General features: G+C 71.0%; 14 protein-coding genes. 4 read left to right on the top strand and 10 right to left on the bottom strand.

The genetic code is table 11. The features are described 5' to 3' along the window. Positions 1–16: 16 nt before the first annotated feature. A complete protein-coding gene (locus tag ACFYXS_RS38720; protein ID WP_389256499.1) occupies positions 17–691 on the bottom strand; it encodes a response regulator transcription factor in 675 nt (224 codons plus the stop codon). A 346-nt stretch (positions 692–1037) separates the two neighbouring features. Between ACFYXS_RS38720 and ACFYXS_RS38715 the strand changes: the two genes are divergently transcribed. Next, positions 1038–2537 (top strand): peptide MFS transporter, encoded by a 1500-nt coding sequence (locus tag ACFYXS_RS38715; protein WP_389256498.1) that lies wholly within the window; start codon positions 1038–1040, stop codon positions 2535–2537. Positions 2538–3117: 580 nt separating this feature from the next. Here ACFYXS_RS38715 and ACFYXS_RS38710 read toward each other — a convergent pair. Continuing rightward, positions 3118–4461, bottom strand: a complete 1344-nt coding sequence (locus ACFYXS_RS38710) for a UDP-glucose dehydrogenase family protein (protein WP_389256497.1) — start codon at positions 4459–4461, stop codon at positions 3118–3120. A 212-nt stretch (positions 4462–4673) separates the two neighbouring features. Here ACFYXS_RS38710 and ACFYXS_RS38705 point away from each other — a divergent pair, with 212 nt between their 5' ends. Beyond that, positions 4674–5726, top strand: coding sequence for an LCP family protein (locus ACFYXS_RS38705; RefSeq protein WP_389256496.1), 1053 nt, complete (start codon positions 4674–4676; stop codon positions 5724–5726). Between the two features lie 45 nt (positions 5727–5771). On the opposite strand, the gene ACFYXS_RS38700 is transcribed toward ACFYXS_RS38705, so the two are convergent. Together ACFYXS_RS38700 and ACFYXS_RS38695 are read right to left on the bottom strand one after the other, a co-directional pair. Then, positions 5772–7019, bottom strand: a complete 1248-nt coding sequence (locus ACFYXS_RS38700) for an LCP family protein (protein WP_389256495.1) — start codon at positions 7017–7019, stop codon at positions 5772–5774. Positions 7020–7137: 118 nt separating this feature from the next. Beyond that, a complete protein-coding gene (locus tag ACFYXS_RS38695) occupies positions 7138–7401 on the bottom strand; it encodes a DUF1876 domain-containing protein (RefSeq protein WP_389256494.1) in 264 nt (87 codons plus the stop codon). 136 nt (positions 7402–7537) lie between these two features. On the opposite strand from ACFYXS_RS38695, the gene ACFYXS_RS38690 reads away from it, so the two are divergent. Further along, on the top strand, positions 7538–8080 hold the full coding sequence (locus ACFYXS_RS38690) for an acyl-CoA thioesterase (protein WP_389256493.1): 543 nt from the start codon (positions 7538–7540) through the stop codon (positions 8078–8080). A 6-nt stretch (positions 8081–8086) separates the two neighbouring features. Here the strand turns inward: ACFYXS_RS38690 and ACFYXS_RS38685 are convergent, their stop codons facing one another. Beyond that, positions 8087–9526, bottom strand: a complete 1440-nt coding sequence (locus ACFYXS_RS38685) for an LCP family protein (protein WP_389256492.1) — start codon at positions 9524–9526, stop codon at positions 8087–8089. A 92-nt stretch (positions 9527–9618) separates the two neighbouring features. Between ACFYXS_RS38685 and ACFYXS_RS38680 the strand changes: the two genes are divergently transcribed. Continuing rightward, entirely contained in the window at positions 9619–10659 is a 1041-nt protein-coding gene (locus ACFYXS_RS38680) for a glycosyltransferase family 2 protein (RefSeq protein ID WP_389256491.1), read from the top strand. Positions 10660–10698: 39 nt separating this feature from the next. Here the strand turns inward: ACFYXS_RS38680 and ACFYXS_RS38675 are convergent, their stop codons facing one another. The 5 genes from ACFYXS_RS38675 to ACFYXS_RS38655 all read right to left on the bottom strand — a co-directional run bounded on the left by ACFYXS_RS38675 (position 10699) and on the right by ACFYXS_RS38655 (position 18544). Continuing rightward, positions 10699–12561: an LCP family protein gene (locus ACFYXS_RS38675; RefSeq protein ID WP_389256490.1), complete on the bottom strand. Its 1863-nt coding sequence runs from the start codon at positions 12559–12561 to the stop codon at positions 10699–10701. A gap of 229 nt (positions 12562–12790) precedes the next feature. Then, the gene (locus tag ACFYXS_RS38670; RefSeq protein ID WP_389256489.1) at positions 12791–14425 is read right to left on the bottom strand and encodes an LCP family protein; all 1635 of its coding nucleotides are present in this window, start codon (positions 14423–14425) and stop codon (positions 12791–12793) included. Positions 14426–14497: 72 nt separating this feature from the next. Beyond that, entirely contained in the window at positions 14498–16270 is a 1773-nt protein-coding gene (locus tag ACFYXS_RS38665) for an LCP family protein (RefSeq protein ID WP_389256488.1), read from the bottom strand. Between the two features lie 119 nt (positions 16271–16389). Next, a complete protein-coding gene (locus tag ACFYXS_RS38660; protein WP_389256487.1) occupies positions 16390–17613 on the bottom strand; it encodes an LCP family protein in 1224 nt (407 codons plus the stop codon). A gap of 160 nt (positions 17614–17773) precedes the next feature. Beyond that, positions 17774–18544 carry a TIGR03089 family protein gene (locus ACFYXS_RS38655; RefSeq protein ID WP_389256486.1) on the bottom strand — a complete coding sequence of 257 codons (771 nt, stop codon included), beginning with the start codon at positions 18542–18544 and terminating at the stop codon, positions 17774–17776. Positions 18545–18574 lie beyond the last annotated feature (30 nt).

Raw genomic sequence — 18574 nt, 5'->3', positions numbered from 1 at the left:
AGCGTCTCAGCTCCTGTCAGTTCTTCTCGAACCGGAAGCCCACGCCACGGACAGTGGAGATGTAGCGCGGGGCGGCCGCGTCGTCGCCGAGCTTCTTGCGCAGCCACGAGATGTGCATGTCGAGCGTCTTGGTGGAGGACCACCACGTGGTGTCCCACACCTCACGCATCAACTGCTCACGGGTGACCACCCGCCCGGCGTCCCGCACCAGCACGCGCAGGAGGTCGAACTCCTTCGCCGTGAGCTGCAATTCCTCGTCGCCCATCCAGGCGCGGTGCGACTCGACGTCGATCCGCACCCCCTGGGTCGAGGGATGCTGCGCCTCGGTCGTGCCGCGCCGCAGCAGGGCCCGCACGCGGGCCAGCAGCTCGGCCAGCCGGAAGGGCTTGGTCACATAGTCGTCGGCGCCGGCGTCGAGGCCGACCACCGTGTCCACCTCGTCGGCGCGGGCGGTCAGCACCAGCACCGGGAATCCATGGCCCTCGGTGCGCAGCCTCCTGCACACCTCGAGCCCGTCCATTCCGGGCAGCCCCAGGTCGAGCACCAACAGATCGAAGGAGCCGAGCAGGGCGGCTTCGAGCGCCGCCGGTCCGTCTTCACGCACCTCGACCTCGTACCCTTCGCGGCGCAGCGCGCGTGCGAGCGGTTCCGAGATGGATGCGTCGTCCTCGGCGAGCAGTACGCGGGTCATGCGCTGATGGTAGTCCGCCCGGAGAAACCGCACGCCGGGCGGGCCGTGCGTGCTGTGAGGAGCGTCTCAAGTCGGCCCATATAACACATGTGAGGCTGGCATAAAGTAACGAAAAGCCCGCAACAGTTCCCCCGTGGGACCTTTGGCGTTCACTTCGGCGCCAAGGGACCCTTCTGTCGCGGGGCTGGTCCCCACCAGCATCAGTCATTGACCTGTCGGCCGGGGCCGCCGCCTGTGAAGGCGCCGGCCGTGGATCCCGGCACGCGTTCGCGTGCGCCGGTGCCGGTCACCCCCCACCCGGGCGCGCTCCGCTCGCGCAGCGCGTCCCGAGCAGCAAGGAAAGCCCATGGCGTCCAGCCTGACTGAGGGCCTCGCCGCGCGGAACCAAGGATCCGGCGGCAGTTTCCTCGGCCACCCTCGAGGTCTGGCCACACTTTTCATGACCGAGACGTGGGAGCGCTTCAGCTACTACGGCATGAGGGCATTGCTCGTCCTCTACCTGACGGCCTCGGTCGCGGACGGCGGCCTCGGCATGAAGGCCGCCACCGCCGGCGCCATCTACAGCGTCTACACCGCCACCGTGTACCTGCTGGCCATGCCCGGCGGCTGGTTCGCCGACCGCCTGTGGGGTCCGCGCCGCACGGTCGCCATCGGCGGCACGATCATCATGATCGGCCACTTCCTGCTGGCGGTGCCGGTCTCGGCCTCGTTCTTCGTCGGCCTGGTCTTCATCGCCGTGGGCTCCGGCCTGCTGAAGTCCAACATCTCCACGATGGTGGGCCAGCTCTACCCGGACCGGAACGACCCGCGCCGTGACGGCGGCTTCACGATCTTCTACATCGGCATCAACCTCGGTGCCTTCCTCGCGCCGCTGGTCATCGGCACCGTCGGCCAGAACGTCGACTGGCACCTGGGCTTCGCCCTCGCCGGCGTCGGCATGGGACTCGGCCTCGCCCAGTTCCTCCTGGGTACCAAGCACCTCGCGCCGGTCTCCAGCGAGGTCCCCACGCCCCTGGACACCGCCGAGCGCGCCGGGATGATGAAGAAGGCGCTGCTGTGGCTGGTCGCCGCGGTCGTCTTCTACGGCGTGATCACCTTCACCGGCCACTTCACCATCAACTGGGTGCTGTGGCCGCTCTCCCTGCTGGGCCTGGCGCTGCCGACGTACTACTTCACGCGCATCCGCCGCGACCAGGAACTCACCTCGGACGAGAAGACCAAGGTGACCGGCTACATCTGGTTCTTCGTCGTCGCCGCCGTGTTCTGGATGATCTACGACCAGTCCGGCTCGACCCTGACGGTCTTCGCCTCCGACCACACCTCGTCGAAGCTGTGGGGCTTCCACTTCCCCGAGAGCTGGTTCCAGTCGCTGAACCCGCTGTTCGTGATGGCCCTGGCCCCGGTCTTCGCCCTGCTGTGGGTGAAGCTCGGCCGGAAGAACCCCAGCACGACCGTGAAGTTCGCGCTCGGCCTCGTCGGCATCGGCGCCTCGTTCGTCGTGATGATGCTGGCCCAGGCCGCCGCCTCGGGCGACGTCAGGGTCACCCCGCTGTGGCTGGCCGTGGTCTACCTCATCCAGACCGCCGCGGAGCTCTGCCTGTCCCCGGTGGGCCTGTCCGTCACGACGAAGCTGGCGCCGGTCAAGTACGCGAGCCAGATGATGGGCCTGTGGTTCCTCGCCGTGACGGCGGGCGACTGCGTGGCGGCGATACTGCAGCTGGTCATCGGTGACGGGTTCCTGTCGGAGACGTCGTTCGCGATCCAGGGCGGTGTCGCGCTGGCGGCGGGGGTGGCGTTCGTCGCCTACCGCAAGCGGGTCATCTCCCTCATGGGCGACGTCCACTGACGCTTGCGCGGGCGGGCAGGGTTTTTCCCCGCCCGCCCGCCCTCCCGGGTGCCCTGTGAAGTCAGTGACCCCGGCGCGCGTTTCGTGGGGTGCCGGGGTCGGGGCCTCCGGGCTGGCCATTCTGGACAGCACATTTAGGTGCCTCTGGTGCTTTACATCGATCGCCCCGGGTGCCGCACCCAAATATGCTCCACAGTCCAGAACGCCCACCCTCCGACCCCGCCCCCTCTGTGGGTTGTCGCGCCTGATCCCCGGAGGGGGGGTAGAGGCGGCACCGTGCTCGGGCCATTCGTTGGCGCAGCGCTGTCCAGGTGCGCAGCCGTCACGCCGAGACAGCACCTCCGCCGGCCGTCAGTCGCCCAGCCGACCCGGGAGGGGGTGTGGCGGGGTGCCCCCGCTGGGGGCACCTCCCAGCGGTAGCTGGGGGAGCGACGAGCGGTGACCGCGGGGCCCGATGCCGGACGATGTGGGGCCAAACCGCGAGCGCCGAGGTGGGGCACCCCCGGCCGGAGGTTGGGGGAGGGCGGGGAAAAACCCACCCGGACAGCAACCACGACGCACCCGCATGCGGCCCGCAGGGCTACGCGTTGGGGCGGCCCATGGCCCGGAACGTCCATCCCGCCGACCGCCAGGCGGAAGCGTCCAGCGCGTTGCGGCCGTCGATGATGTGCCGCTGCCCCGCCGCATCGCCCAGCGCCGCCGCGTCGAGCTCGCGGAACTCCTGCCACTCCGTCAGGTGCAGCACGACCTGGGCGCCGCGTACGGCCTCCAGGGCGCTGGAGGCGTAGCCGAGGGTGGGGAAGAGGCGGCGGGCGTTGTCCATCGCCTTGGGGTCGTAGACGGTGACCTGGCCGCCCTGGAGGTGGATCTGGCCGGCGACGTTGAGCGCGGGGGAGTCCCGCACGTCGTCGGAGTCCGGCTTGAAGGCCGCGCCGAGCACCGCCACGCGCTTGCCGAGGAAGCCGCCGCTGCCGCAGGCCTCGCGGGCGAGTTCGACCATGTGGGACCGGCGGCGCATGTTGATGGAGTCGACCTCGCGCAGGAACGTCAGCGCCTGGTCGGCGCCGAGTTCGCCGGCGCGGGCCATGAAGGCCCGGATGTCCTTGGGCAGGCAGCCGCCGCCGAAGCCGATGCCGGCGCGGAGGAACTTCTTGCCGATCCGGTCGTCGTGGCCGATGGCCTCCGCGAGCTTCATGACGTCGCCGCCGGCTGCCTCGCTGACCTCGGCCATGGCGTTGATGAAGGAGATCTTGGTGGCGAGGAAGGCGTTGGCCGCCGTCTTCACCAGCTCGGCGGTCGGGAAGTCCGCGACGACGAACGGCGTGCCCTCGGAGACCGGGGTCGCGTAGATCTCGCGCAGCAGCTTCTCGGCGTGCTCGGAGGCGACGCCGACCACGATCCGGTCGGGGTGCAGGGTGTCCTCGACGGCGAAGCCCTCGCGCAGGAACTCCGGGTTCCAGGCCAGCTCCGCCTGGTCGCCCGCCGGGGCGAGTTCGGCCAGCCTGCCGGCCAGCCGAGCCGCGCTGCCGACCGGCACCGTCGACTTGCCGACGACCAGGGAGGGCCGGGTCAGGTGCGGGGCGAGCAGGTCGAAGGCGGAGTCGACGTGGCTCATGTCGCAGGCGTACTCGCCGTGCTTCTGCGGGGTGTTGACGCAGACGAAGTGGACGTCGCCGAAGGCGGCGACCTCCTCCCAGGAGGTGGTGAAGCGCAGCCGGCCGCTGGCGCCGGGCAGGCCCGCGACGTGGCGGCCGAGCAGCTCCTCCAGGCCGGGCTCGTACATGGGGACCCGGCCCGTCGACAGCATCTCGATCTTGGCGGGGTCGATGTCCAGCCCCAGAACCTCGAAGCCCAGCTCCGCCATCGCGGCGGCGTGCGTGGCGCCCAGGTAGCCGGTGCCGATCACGGTGAGCTTGAGGGCCATGGAGGCTCCCTCCCTGGTGGTGGCCGATCTGTGCTGCCGAGCATAACCGCGGGGGGTGACGTCCTCCCGTCCGCCCGGTGCGTCATTTCTGGCCGGTCCGTGGTGCCCGTGTGACGGGACGGACGCCATGGGCATGGCCATGGACGGCCTTCGCGCGCCACAATGCCCCCTACGCACGCGTGGGGAGCGGGTGCACAGTGTGGGGGTGGGGCGTGACGACGACGGATCAGGTCGGTCACAAGGACACGACTGTTGAGGAAACGCCGGGGGACGAGGCCGCGCGCCGGCGCAAGAGGCGGCTGCGCACCCGCAGGGTGCTGCTGGGGGCGCTGACGCTGCTGGTGGCGGGCGTGCTCGGGGTGGCCGGGACGCTGTGGTGGGCGGTGGACCACTACACCGGCAAGGTGAGCCGGATCCCGAACGCCTTCCCCACCAATGTGCCCGAGAGCGAGCAGCCGGCCCCCGCCAAGGGCGGTGAAACGTTCCTCCTGGTCGGCGTGGACGCCCGCTCCGACCTGCCCACCACCGGCGAGAACGCGCAGGCGCCGGAGTGGAAGCGCGGCGCCCAGCGCAGCGACACGATGATGCTGGTCCACCTGCCCGCCGACCACCGGCACGCCTATGTGGTCTCGCTGCCCCGCGACAGCTGGGTCAGCGTCCCCGGCAACGGCAAGGCCAAGCTCAACGCCGCCTTCTCCTGGGGCGGGCCGCCGCTGCTCATCGACACCGTGCAGCGGCTGACCGACGTCAAGGTCGACCATCTCGCGGTCATCGACTGGAGCGGCTTCCGCACCCTGACCGACGCCATCGGCGGCGTCGACCTCGCGGGCCGGCACATGAACGGCGACCAGGCCCTGACCTATGTCCGCGAGCGCTACCACCTGCCCCGCGGCGACCTGGACCGCACCCACCGCCAGCAGGCCTTCCTGCGCGCGGTGATCGCCAAGACGCTGACCCGGTCCACGATGAGCAATCCGCTCAAGGCCAAGGAGCTGCTGGACCAGGTCACCGGGGTGGTCAGCGTCGACGACCGGCTCTCCGGCGGCGACCTGCGCGACCTGATGTGGAGCATGCGCGGGGTCCGGGCGGCCGACATGGTCTTCATGAACGCGCCCGTGGGCGGGCTCGACATGATCAAGGGCCAGTCGGTCGTCCTGCTCGACGAGAGCGGCAGCTCCCAGCTGTGGGAGGCCATGCGCAACGACACGATGGCCGACTACGTCGCGGGCCACTCCCTGGACCGGCTCGGCGCCAGTACGCCGTGAGGGCCGGGAAGCGCCCGCTTCCCGGCCCTCGACGTCACCCCCGGCTCACGAGTCGGGGGTGACGGTGATCTTCTCGTCGTTCTTCAGCTCGGAGATCAGCTGCTTCACCTTCGGCATGTCCCACTTGAGGGAGCTGCCCGCGCTGGTGTTGATCGAGCCGGCGGTCGGCATGTTCATCGACAGGCCGTCACCGCCGTTGACGCCCTTCATCGCCCAGAACATCGAGACCAGGTTCCACAGGCTCATGTCCTTGTCGACGACCAGGGTGTCCAGGCCCGCGCCCATCACCGGGTAGAGCTTGAACGGGTTGAGCACCGTGCCCGGGGTCGCGGTCTGGGACGCGAGGGCGGCCAGGAACTTCTGCTGGTTCTTGGTCCGGCCGAGGTCGCCCTCCGCCTCCTGGTACCGCTGGCGGACGAAGGCGAGCGCCTCGTCGCCGTTGAGGGTCTGGTTGCCCTTCTTGATGTGCAGACCGGAGTTCTTGTCGTCGATGTTGCGCGGGATGTCCAGGTCGACGCCGCCGACCGCGTCCACGATGTTCGCGAAGCCGGCGAAGCCGATCTCCGCGTAGTGGTCGATGTGCAGGCCGGTGTTGTACTCGACGGTGCGCACCAGCAGCGTGGGGCCGTCTATCGAGTACGCGGCGTTCAGCTTGTTCTGGCCGCGCGAGGCGAACGTCTTGCCCGACTCGGAGCCCTTGAAGCTCGGGATCGTGACGTAGGAGTCACGGGGGAGCGAGATCAGCGAGTTCCCGTTGTCGCCGACGTGCAGGATCATCATGGAGTCCGTGCGCTTGCCCGCGGCGGAGCCGGTGTGCAGCTGCTTCTTCTGGTCGCCGGACAGGCCCTCGCGGCTGTCGGAGCCCACGATCAGGTAGTTGGTGCCCTTGCCGGTCCCGGGCCGGTCGATCACCGTGCCGAGGTCGACCTCGCGGCGCACCTTGCCGTCGGCCCATATGTAGGTGCCGATCGACCAGGCGAGCACGACGACCACCAGCGCCAGCAGGGTCACCTTGACCCGGCGCGCCCGGCTGCCCGGCCGCGGGGGCCGGCCGGTGGTCGTGGGCGGCCCGTAGGAGCCCCCGTCGCCGCCGTTCCCGTATCCGCCGCCGTAACCCCCGCCCCCGTGACCGGGCGCGGGAGCCGGGCTGCCGTAGCCCTGCTGGCGCGGAACGCTGCCGGAGCCCGTCGCCGCGCGGCGCGGGGAGAGCTCGGGGGGCAGCGGGGGCTCGGGCGTCTGCTGCTGCCGCTGGTTCCTGTTGTTGTCGGACCAGCCGTCGGGCCATGCGTTCATGTACGGCAGTGTGCCCGTTCGGCGGGCCGAGCAGGAGGTCGGTTCCGCTTCTGCAGCAGAGCTGATGCAAAGGTCACAGGACTGCCGCTTCTCCGTGACCCAATGCGCCCACGCCGCCTCATCCGGTGAGGTGGGTGGGCAGGTCGGTACGCGTCTCGATCATCCCGGCGGCCTGCTCCAGCAGTTCGTGCGCCAGGTTGGAACAGGCCCGGGACGCGGCCACGTCCTCGCCGATGCGCAGATCCGGCTCGTCTCCCGGATTGCGCCGCGAGTACCCGTGCCCCACGACTCCCGGGGCGCCGTCGCCGGCCAGCGACGCGGTGCATGCGGTGCGGTTGCCGTCCTCCTCCAGGGTCAGCTTGATCGTCCAGGTCTTCTCCATGGCGCTCACCTCTGGGACACGCTCGGATCGCGGATTTCGCCGGAACATCCCCCTTTGCCAGCATCCGCCCGGCCCTGGTCCCGGGCAAGGTGTGCCGGGCGGAGAGCACCGCGCGCCAGTGCTTAGGGTGGAGCCCATGTTCGAAGAGCCCGCTCCGCATCCCGTCGCGGCCAAGCCGACGTCCGCCTCGCGGATCACGCTGGCGCACATCATGACCCACCACGACACGAACCTCCTGGGCACCGTGCACGGCGGTGTGGTCATGAAGCTCGTGGACGACGCGGCGGGGGCCGTCGCCGGCCGCCACTCCGAGGGCCCGGCGGTGACCGGCGCCATGGACGAGATGGCCTTCCTGGAGCCGGTGCGGGTCGGCGACCTGCTCAAGGTGCAGGCGCAGGTCAACTGGACCGGCCGGTCCTCCATGGAGGTCGGCGTGCGGGTGGTCGCCGAGCGCTGGAACGAGTCCGGGCCTGGCACCCAGGTGGCCAGCGCCTACCTCGTCTTCGTCGCCGTCGACGGCGAGGGCAAGCCGCGCTCCGTGCCGCAGCTGCTCCTGGAGACCGACCGCGACCGTCGCCGCAACCAGGAGGCCCAGATCCGGCGCACGCACCGGCTGGCCCGCCGCCGGGCGATCATGGAGCTGCGCGAGAAGCGGGCTGCCGAGGGCCTGGACGACTGACCGCGGTCAGCCGCACAGCATGCGGTCGCCCCGCACCGGCTTGATGTCCACCGGCTGCGGTTGCGGCTGCGGTGCCGGGGCGGGCTCCCCGGCCCGTACCGGCGTGATGCCGTGGTAGTCGGCGCCCACGATCACCCGCAGGATCGGCCCGAGCCCGGGCACGGCCTGGAGGTCCGCGTAGGGCAGCGCGGTGCCGAGGGCCGCCGCGGAGCGGTCCCAGCCCGGGTCGTAGTGGATGACCGTGTACTCCGCGTCGTGCCGCGTGGTGTTGCCGGGCATCCCCGTGGTCCGGAAGCCGGCGCCCCGCAGGTCCTTGTCGACGCGGGCGCCGAGGCCGGTCACGGAGGTGCCGTTGTTGACCTGGACGCGGATCGAGCCGGGCGGCACGTCCACCTGCTCGGGGCTGCGCGAGGGCGACGGCGTGCCGCTCGCGGGGGCGACGGCCGGGCCGATGAGCGACCGGTCCTCGCGGAGGGCGTCGAAGAGCCGCTTGGCGCCCTTGGCGGACCAGCGCACGGTCGTGCCGACCCCCTGGACCCGGAAGGGCGTCGGTTCCACCGGTACGGTCGCGAATTCCAGCGACCCCACGCCGAGGCCGCCGCGCAGTCCGGTGACCAGCGAGATCAGATCGTCCGGCGTGGTCTGCCGGTCGGTGCGCACGGAGCCGAGCGCGGCCCCGGCGACCTGTTCGAGCTTGACCGGGTCGCGCAGCAGACCGGTCTCGGTCGCCCGGCGGACCAGGGCCGCCAGGAAGCGCTGCTGGCGGCCCATGCGCGTCAGGTCCATGGCGTCCTGCCCGTAGCCGGAGCGGACGTACTGCAGCGCGGCGCCGCCGTTCATGCGGACGGTGCCGGCGGGCAGGGAGAGCCCGGTCCAGCCGTCCTTCAGCGGATGGGCGGTGCACACGTCGACGCCGCCGACGAGGTCGACCGCCTTCATGAAGCGCCCGAAGTCGATCTCGGCGTAGTGGTGGACCGGCAGCCCGGTCAGCTTCTCGACGGCGCCGACGGTCAGCGAGGGGCCGCCGTCGCCGTAGGCCCACTTCAGCTTGCCGGGGCGGGGGAGCTCGGCGTAGGTGTCCCGCGGCAGGCCGACCACGCTGATCCTGCGGCCGTCCCGCGAGACGTGCGCGAGCATCAGCGTGTCCGCGCAGTCGCAGGGCTGGCCGCCCAGGTGCCAGCGGGTGCGCTGGGCGGCGGTGAGGCCGCGGCGCAGGTCCGTGCCGACGATCAGGAAGTTGGTGCCCTTGGTGGAGGCGGCGCGGCCCTTGGGCCCTCCGAGGGCGTCCACGTGCGCGAGGCGGCTGTCCATGTGCGCGAAGACGGCGTGCCCGATCCCGCTGGCGGTCAGGATGCCCAGCGAGAGCGCGCCGAGGACGCGCATCCCGCGGCGCACCGGGGTCCGGCGGACGGCGGGCGCCGGCTGGCGGCGGCGAGCGGCGGTCATAAAGGCACGCTAAGCAGTCATACCGTCCTACGGTATGAGCCTCGCCCGGGCCTGCACACCGCTGTCATCCGTTCGCGGTAACGTGTGCGGCTGTGAACGCTGCGACCCCCCACCTGCCGCCCGCCGTTTCCGTGATCATGCCCGTGCTCGACGAGGAACGCCATCTGCGCGCCTCCGTCCGGCACATCCTGGAGCAGGACTACGCGGGTGAGCTGGAGGTCGTCATCGCCCTCGGCCCCTCGAAGGACCGCACCGACGAGATCGCCGCCGAGCTCGTGCGCGAGGACCCCCGGGTGCACACCGTGCCCAATCCCACCGGCCGCACCCCCGCCGCCCTGAACGCCGCCATCAAGGCCTCCCGGCACCCCGTCGTGGTCCGCGTCGACGGCCACGGCATGCTCTCCCCGGACTACATCAAGACCGCGGTGCGGCTGCTGGACGAGACCGGCGCCGCCAACGTCGGCGGCATCATGCACGCCGAGGGCGAGAACGACTGGGAGCGCGCCGTCGCCGCCGCCATGACCTCCAAGATCGGCGTGGGCAACGCGGCCTTCCACACCGGCGGCCAGGCGGCCCCCGCGGACACCGTCTACCTGGGCGTCTTCCGCCGCGAGGTGCTGGAGCAGCAGGGCGGCTACAACGAGGAGTTCATCCGCGCCCAGGACTGGGAGCTGAACTACCGCATCCGCGAGGCCGGCGGCCTGATCTGGTTCTCGCCCGAACTGCGCGTCTCGTACCGGCCGCGCCCGAGCGTGCGGGCGCTGGCCAAGCAGTACAAGGACTACGGCCGGTGGCGCCGCGTCGTCACCCGCTACCACCAGGGCTCGGTCAATCTGCGGTACCTGGCCGCCCCGGGCGCCGTCCTGGCGATCGCGGCGGGCGTCGTCGTCGGCGTGGCCGTCACCCCGCTGGGCTTCGTGGTCCCCGGTGGCTACCTGGCCGCCATCGCGCTGGGTTCGGTGCCCGCCGGCAAGGGCCTGTCGCTCGCGGCGCGGGCCCAGGTCCCGGTGGCGCTGGCCACCATGCACATGTCGTGGGGCTTCGGGTTCCTGACCAGCCCGCGATCGCTCGCCCGGAGGGTCGTCGCCAGCCGCCGCCCGGCGGTGCGGGCGACCGCCGACACCGACGCGTAGCGCCGGCGGCCGGGCCCCGCGGGGCCCGGCCGGTGCGTCCTACCAGTTGTAGTACGGATTGACCTTCATGCACGCCGACTTGTCGGAGGCGTTGAGCGCGTTCGCGCTGTCCAGCACTTCCTTGGTGTCGGACGAGCTCTCCTTGGGGTAGCTCGTTCCGGTCGTCCAGTCGGCGCCGACCACCAGCGTGATCCCGGACGCCGTGTCGGACTTCTTCGCCGCGCTCGTCGGCAGGCCCAGCGCCTTCGCCACCGCCAGGGCGTTCGCCTGCTGGTCGTCGGACGGGTACGTGACCGTGGTGCCGGACTGCGACTGGGGCGTGCTGTCGGACTCGGCCTGGGTGAAGCCGAGGGCGACCAGCCGCTCGGAGATCGCCTTGGCCCGCCCGGGGACGGCGGCCTGGGAGGCCGTGCCGGTGCCGTTCTCGACAGTGACCGGGATGTCCGCCTTGGCGTCGGGCCTGGCCGTCGACGCGGGCGTCGCCGGGGTCTTCTTCTTGCTCGTCTTGCCGTCGACCGCCTGGTCGTTGCGGAGCAGGGTGAAGAGCTTGGTGGCGGCGGGGGTCGGCACCACGTGGGCGTCGGGGTTCTCCGGGTCGGCGCCCCACGGCATGGTGGTCATGGTGATCCGGCTGGTGGGGACGCCCTTGAGGTCGTTGCCCATGTCGTACAGCTTCTTGACCGTGCCGAGGCCGGTGTCGACCGTCAGCGCCTTCGTGGCGCTCTCCGCGAGGCCGGTCAGCGCTCCCGGGTCGGTGAGCTTCGTGCCGGACTTGAGCTGGCGCACCATCGCGTTCATGTACATGTGCTGCGCGTGGGTGCGGCCGATGTCGCTGCCGTCCTCGAAGCCGTGGCGGGTGCGCAGCCACTGCAGCGCCTGCTGGCCCTTGATGATGTGGTCGCCGGCGGTGAGCTTCAGCCCGGACTTCTTGTCCCACACGTTGCTCTTGACGCACACCGGGACGCCGCCGACCGCGTCGGCCATGGAGACCACGCCGGCGAAGTCGATCATCATGAAGTGGTCGATGGATATACCGGTCAGGTTCTCCCAGGTGGCCACGGTGCAGCCCGGACCGCCGTGCCCGAGGCTGGCGTTGATCGTCTCCGAGCTGGTCTCGGGGTAGACGGTGCCGTCGTCGGGGTCGGTGCACTTGGGGATGGTGACCCGGGTGTCGCGCGGGATGCTGACCACGGTCATGTTGCTGCGGTCGGCCGAGACGTGCAGCAGCATCTGGACGTCGGCCAGCGGCTTGCGCGTCGCGTCGGCCTTGGCGCCGCCGAGCTTCTGGTTCTCCTTGGAGGCCCGGCTGTCCGAGCCCAGCAGCAGAATGTTCAGCGGGGTCTGGCCGGCCGCGTTCGCCTTGCTCTTGTCGACCTTGCTGTCGCCGAGGTTGAGAGCGTCCTTGCGGATGTTCGCGTTCAGGTGCTCGTAGTAGGCCCAGGCGGCGCCGGCCGACCCGACTATCGCGAGCGATGTGACGATCGCCACCCAGCGCAGAGCACGCCGTTTGCCCTTCTTGCGACGGCGGTTGCCGCGCCGGCCCGGACCGTCGGCGCCCCCGGTGCCGTCGTCGCCGCCACCGTCGCCCGGCCCGCCGGTCCGCGGGTCGGTGCGGGGGGCGTCGTCCTCGTACTCCTCCTCGGGGGCGTACGGCTCCGGCTCGTACGCCTCGTTGTCGAAGGCCGAGGGCTGGTACGCCGTGGTGTCGTAGGGGGCGTACTGCTGCCCCTGACCCTGACCCTGCGGCTGAGGTTGCTGCTGCGGTTGGTAGCCGCCGCCGTACGAGGGCTGTTGCGGAACGTACGGCGCCCCGTCACCGCCCCTGTACGGAGCGTTGCCCCACCCGGGTTCATGAGGTTCGTAAGGGGCGTTGAGCCCCCCAGGGGCGCTGCCGTGGCGCATTCAGGCCTCCCATGGCGCGCTGGTCACTACGGTCGGTTCCGGCGCCGTGGTGCCGCGGACCGTTGGTGATTCTCAGCTGCGCGACTGTCAAAGCCCTGTGGGGTCCGACAGAAATGCTCGCGGATGGTTGGAGGTCACGATACATAACGTCGGCAACTGTCCAGGCCTTCGATTCTTATCGGTCATGTAAAACGATCGTCCCCTTATCTCAAAAGGGGAGCGTTCCCGACTACCACCGATACGGCGCATACACCGGCATGCACGTGGATTTGTCCGAGCCGTTGAGGGCGCCGGCGCTGTCGGGGAGCTTCGCGTCGGGGTCGGCGCCACCCGCGTAGGTCGTCCCCTCGCGCCAGTCCGCGCCCACGACGAGTGTGACGGAGGCAACGTGTGAGGATTCCTTCACAAGGCCGGCCGGCAATGCGAGGGCCTTCGCCACGGCGAGCGCGTCCGACCGGGCCTGGGCCCCCTGGCCGGCCGGGTAGTCGATCGCGGTGGTGGGCGACGGCTGCGCCTCGGCGGCCTTCACGGCCCCCGTGAAGCCCTGGCCGGCCAGGAGGCCCGCCACGACGCCCGCGCGGCCGTTCACGGGGGTGCCGGTGCTGTCCCCGGCGGTGCCGTTGACCACGGCCACCGGGATGTCGGCGGCCGGACGCGCCGGCGGTCCCGACTCGGCGGGCTTCTTCGTGGGCTTCTTGCCGCCGTTGTCGTCGAACGGCACGTCGTGCACGAGCTTCGCCCACACCTTGGGCGCGTTCACCGCGTCCGGGACGTAGTGCTGGTCGTTCTCCGGGTCCGTGGCGGGCGGCATGGTGAGCATCGTGATCCGCTTCGACGGGACGCTCTTGAGCTCCATGCCGAGGTCGTACAGCTTCTTCGGGGTGCCGATCTCCTCGGAGACCTGCAGCGCCTTGGTCGCCGCCTCCGCCAGGTTCCGCAGCCGGCCGCTGTCGGTGAAGACGTTCTGCGAGCGCAGCTCCCGCACCATCGAGTTCATGTACATGTGCTGGGCCTCTGCCCGGCCCAGGTCGCTCTCGAAGGCGTGCCGGGTGCGCAGCCACTGCAGCGCGGTCTTCCCGTAGACCTTCTGCCGGCCCGCCTTGAGCTTCAGACCGGAGCCGCCGGGCTGGTCCGGCGTGGGGCGGTCCCACACGTTCTGCTTCACGCACACCTCGACCCCGCCCACGGCGTCGGCCATCTTCACCACGCCCGCGAAGTCGATCATCATCCAGTGGTCGATGTAGACCTTGGTGAGGTTCTGGACGGTGGCCAGCGTGCAGCCCGGACCGCCGTGCGTGAGGCTCTCGTTGATGATCGCGTGCGTCGTGGCGGGGAACGTCTCGCCGGTCTTGGGATCGGTGCACTTCGGGATCGGCACCCGGGTGTCGCGCGGGATGCTCACCACCGACATGTTGCTGCGGTCGGCCGAGACGTGCACGAGCATGATCACGTCGGCGCGGGGTTTGTCCCCGCGGGTGTACTTGGCGCCGCCCAGCTTCAGGTTGGCGTCCGTGTTGCGGCTGTCGGAGCCCAGCAGAAGGATGTTGAGCGCGTTCGTGGGCGCCTTGTGCACGTTACTGGCGCCGCTGCTGCGCTTGCCCTTGCGGATGTTGTGGCTCAAGTGCTGGTAGTACGCGTAACCGGCCCCCGCCGTACCGAGTATCAGCAGGGCCAGCACGACCGCGGTCCATCGCAGCGCCCGCCGCCCGCGCCGCCGGGGGGTCCCCGCCGCGCGCCGCGCACCGCCGCCGTCCGGCGCGCCGGCCGTCGAGGGCCCCTTGCGCGCCGCGTCCGCCTCATGCTGCGGACGTGTCTCGTACAGACTGTCGTCCCACCCGAGATCGCGCACGCCGCGGTCGGTCATGTCTGGTCCCCACCCCTGAAGCCCCGTCGTATCCCCGTAGATGTGTTCTCGCCGCTCCTGTGCCGGTGCCGGCTACTTGGCACAGACACTCTCGTCGTCCGCCTCGACCTTCTGGATCCCCTCGGGCGCCTTGGTGGGCGCCGTGATCGGCGTCCCCGCGGCGGTGAAGTCCTTGCCGAGGGTGAGCGTCATGTTCGCGCGCGGTGCCGCGTTCTGCGTGCCCGGGATCAGCGCCGAGGCGGGCAGCCCCATCATGTCGGCCAGCCGCCGTGCCTGGTCGGCCTGGTTGGGGGCGTACTTCAGCGTCGTCTTCGGCGCGTCCGCGGGCGCGTTGCCACCGTTGGTGGAACGGGTGACGCCCTGCGCGTTCTGCAGCCAGCTGACGGTGTCCTGGGCCGCACCGAAGATCCCGCTGCCGTTGTAGACCTCGACCCGCACGTTGATCGCGTCGGCCTTCGGGCCCTTGAGCTTGCCCGCGGCCGCGTCCTTCTCCTTCTTCTTCACCTCGGTGAGCGAGATGTCCTGGCGCACCATGGTGAACAGCTGCGGCGCCCTGGTCTTGTCCAGGACGACGGTCGTGTGCACCTTCTCGGCGGGGTTGTCTATGACCGGGACGGTGGCGAAGGTGATGTTCTTGGTGTTCACCCGGCTCAGGTCCTTGGCCAGGTCGGCAAGTTTCGTCACGCTGCCGATGCCGGTGTCCACGGTGAGCGCCTTGGTCGCGGTGTTCGCCAGCTTCAGCAGCTTCGTCGGGCTGGACAGCGTGTCGCCCGACTTCATCTCCCGCACCATCGAACCCAGGAACTGCTGCTGCAGCTGGATACGGCTCAGGTCGCCGCCGAAGCCGACGCTGTGCCGGGTGCGGACGAACGCCAGCGCCTGCTCGCCCTGCACCTTGTGCCTGCCCTTGGGCAGCTTGAGGTGCGAGTCCGGGTCGTCGATGTCCTTGGCCAGGCACACCTCGACGCCGCCCACCGCGGTGGACAGGTCCTTGACGGCGTCGAAGTTGGCCATCATGAAGTGGTCCGGCATGATCCCGGTCATCGCCTGGACCGTGCGCATCGTGCAGCCCGGGTCGCGTCCGTACTGCCCCAGGCTGGTGTTGAAGCGGACCCCCTCCTCGCCCGGGATGAGCTTCGTGGAGCCGTCCGCCTGCTTCGTCGGGCAGTCCGGGACGTCGGTGATGATGTCGCGCGGAATGCTCAACGCGGTCGCGTTGGAGCGGTCCTTGGACACGTGGAAGAGGATCGTGGTGTCCGCGTGACCGATGTTCGCCGAGTCGCCGTACTTGCCCTTCAGGCCCTGCCGGCTGTCGGTGCCGATCACGAGGATGTTGACCGGGCCGTCACTGGTGGGGGCGTTGGAGCCGATACCGGTGTCCACCGTGTTGATGTTGCCGTTGAGCTGCTGGTACAGGACGTAGACACCGACGCTCGCGGCCACCACGACGAGGCCGAGCGTGCCGGCGGTCCAGATCAGCGCCTTCTTCCGGCCCGACTTGCGGGACTGCGCCTTGCGCCGGCCGGCGCGGGTCGCCGCGCGGCCGCCCGCGGTCTCCGGGGCGGCGGCCCTCCGTCCGCCCTGACCCGCGCGCTGGGCCTGGCGGCGCGGCCCAGGAGGCTGTTCCTGTCCGCCCCGTCCGGGCTGGGCGCCCTGGCCGGCCTGCCCCTGCCGGCGGGGCCGGCCCTGCTGGGGGTCGTGCGGGGTCCGACGGCCGCCCTGGGACGGAACGGCGCGGTCCGCGGGCGCTCCCGGGTCCAGCCGCAGCTGGTAGCTGCCGGTCTCGGGATCGAACACCCACTGGTCCGCCGGGTCGACGTGCTGCCTACGGCCTTGCGTGTCCACGGTTGATCGAGTCCTCCGTCTCGGCCGCTGCGGCAGGCCGGATCGCCCACACTAACCCCACAGTTCAGCGTCCAGGAGCGCAGCTGACAAATTCCGGTCCCTACAACTGGACAAACTGTTCAATCCCCACTGCCACCGCAGACATCGCGGTCCGCGGTCGTGCCGCGATAGGAGGGAGCGTCCGTCGCGGTCCCCGTCGCAGAGGGAGATGCGGAAGCGGTGGATGTGGTTCCGTCCGGCGAAGGGCTGTCGCTCGCGCCGGGGCTCGCGCCGTCGTCCTGCACCGCCACGGTGCCGTCCTCGCGCAACGTGGTGAAGAGCTTCTCGGCGTCCGGCTGCACGAGTTCGTCCCGGTTCGGGTCCTGGACCCAGGGGCGGCGCGGCACGGTCAGGAAGCGCACCTGCCCGGCGGGCGTCCGGCGCAGGGTCTGGGTGAGGTCGTACAGCTCGCGCAGCGAGTCCAGCCCGGGGTCGGCGGTGAGGGAGGAGGTCGCGGCGTCCAGCAGCGGGTAGAGCTTGGTGGGGTTGAGCAGGACGCCCGTGCTGTCCACCTTCTTCACCAGCGAGGCCAGGAACTCCTGCTGCCGGTCGATGCGCTGGGTGTCGCTGCCGTCGCCGATGCCGTGGCGGGCGCGGACGTAGCCGAGGGCGTCCTCGCCGTGCAGCACCTGGCGGCCGGCCTTCAGGTCCAGATGCGCGTCCTTGTCGTGCACGTCGTGCGGGACGCAGACCTCGACGCCGCCGACCGCGTCGACCATCTTCTTGAACCCGCTGAAGTCCACGACGAGATGGTGGTCGACCCGGATCCCGGTCAGCTTCTCGACGGTACGGATGGTGCACGCCGCTCCGCCGAACTCGAACGCCCAGTTGAACTGGGCGAACTGGGCGTCGGACATGCTGCCGTCGGGCCGCCGGCAGGAGGGGATGTCCACCATCAGGTCGCGCGGCAGGCTGACCGCCGTCGCCGTCTTCCGGTCCGCGGCCAGGTGCAGCAGGATCGCGGTGTCCGAGCGCTGGGTGCCGGTGTCCTGGCCGTACTTGCCGTTGCCGTCGCCCCGGTTGTCGGAGCCGAGCAGCAGGATGTTCTCGGCGGAGGTCGCCTGCGGCAGCGCGCTGGGCCGCTCGGACTGGACGCGCAGCAGTTCGCGCGAGGTGTCGGTGTCCGTGTGGATGTTCCCGTCCAGCTGTCGGTACAGGTGCCAGGCGACACCCGCGCCGGACAGCACCGCCAGCGCGGTCACCCCGGCCAGGACGCGCGGCCACCGGCGGCGGCGCTGACGGGTCGGCGGCGCCGCGCCGGGAGAGGTGTCCTTCGACTCCGGCGAATCGGCAGGCGTGGTCACGTACGTCCCGTCCTTCGGATGGTGTGGCTTTCTTCTCACCCGTACAGACAGTTCAATTCCGCACTCGGTTGTGCGGAGTTGTTCACTTGTGCGTTCGACCGTCCAGCATCGCGCGGATCCCGCGGGGCCGCCTCCCGGGAGCGGCGGCCCCGGCCCCTGCTTACGCCATGTGGGTGACGCGCTCGCTCTCCCGGCGTTTGTCCAGGTCAGCGGTGGCCAGCCGGTCCAGGTGGCGGCAGAGCACCACGGAGCCGCCCGACGCCAGCGGCGCCAGCAGCCCGGCCGCGAGCCCGTCCCAGTCGCCGTAGGACCGGCCCGACAGCAGCCGGGAACCGGCGGTCAGGCCGAGCGACTCCGCCGACGCGGCCGCCCGCTCCACCACCCCGGCGCCGGTCAGCTCCTCGCCGCCGGGCAGCTCCTCGCCGCCGGGCAGCTCCAGCGCCGGGGCGCCGGGGTCCACGGGCGCGTAGGGGGCGAAGCGGTCGCCCTGCGTCGGCACCTCCACCGCGTAGTCCGCGAACCCGGCCGGGGGCTGCGGGAACCGCGCGCCCAGCGGGCGCAGCGCCAGCGCCATCCGCTCGCCGGGGCAGGCCAGGGCCGCCTCCAGGGTGTCCGGGCCGGAGACCACGAAGTCGGCGCCGGCCGGGTCGCCGCCGGGCACCGCCACCACGCCGGTGGAGAAGCAGGCGAGCAGCCACACCGCGGTCTGCCAGTGGGCGGGCAGCAGCAGCGCGACCCGGTCACCCGGCTGGGCGCCGAGCTCGTCCTGGATGAGGTTGGCGGTCTTCGCCACCCAGTTGCCGAAGGTGGCCACGGACAGTTCCACGCGCTCGCCGGTGGCGTCGTCGTAGAAGGTGACCAGGGGGCGGGCGGGGTCCGTCGCGAGCGCGGAACGCAGCAGGTCGGCGGGCGTACGGGCAGTCGATGTCACGCGGCCCAGGCTACGTCAGGAGCCCTGCGC

The organism is Streptomyces sp. NPDC002574 (assembly GCF_042889545.1).
Lineage (GTDB): Bacteria > Actinomycetota > Actinomycetes > Streptomycetales > Streptomycetaceae > Actinacidiphila.
Note: the sequence above shows the minus strand (reverse complement) of the source record. Positions and strands in the feature narration are given on the sequence as shown.

Bases quoted from the DNA above. Each gene is read 5' to 3' on its own strand.
- ACFYXS_RS38675 (WP_389256490.1), bottom strand. From the start codon at position 12,561: ATGCGCCACGGCAGCGCCCCTGGGGGGCTCAACGCCCCTTACGAACCT.
- ACFYXS_RS38690 (WP_389256493.1), top strand. From the start codon at position 7,538: ATGTTCGAAGAGCCCGCTCCGCATCCCGTCGCGGCCAAGCCGACGTCC.
- ACFYXS_RS38700 (WP_389256495.1), bottom strand. From the start codon at position 7,019: ATGAACGCATGGCCCGACGGCTGGTCCGACAACAACAGGAACCAGCGG.
- ACFYXS_RS38710 (WP_389256497.1), bottom strand. From the start codon at position 4,461: ATGGCCCTCAAGCTCACCGTGATCGGCACCGGCTACCTGGGCGCCACG.
- ACFYXS_RS38685 (WP_389256492.1), bottom strand. From the start codon at position 9,526: ATGACCGCCGCTCGCCGCCGCCAGCCGGCGCCCGCCGTCCGCCGGACC.
- ACFYXS_RS38695 (WP_389256494.1), bottom strand. From the start codon at position 7,401: ATGGAGAAGACCTGGACGATCAAGCTGACCCTGGAGGAGGACGGCAAC.
- ACFYXS_RS38670 (WP_389256489.1), bottom strand. From the start codon at position 14,425: ATGACCGACCGCGGCGTGCGCGATCTCGGGTGGGACGACAGTCTGTAC.
- ACFYXS_RS38720 (WP_389256499.1), bottom strand. From the start codon at position 691: ATGACCCGCGTACTGCTCGCCGAGGACGACGCATCCATCTCGGAACCG.
- ACFYXS_RS38715 (WP_389256498.1), top strand. From the start codon at position 1,038: ATGGCGTCCAGCCTGACTGAGGGCCTCGCCGCGCGGAACCAAGGATCC.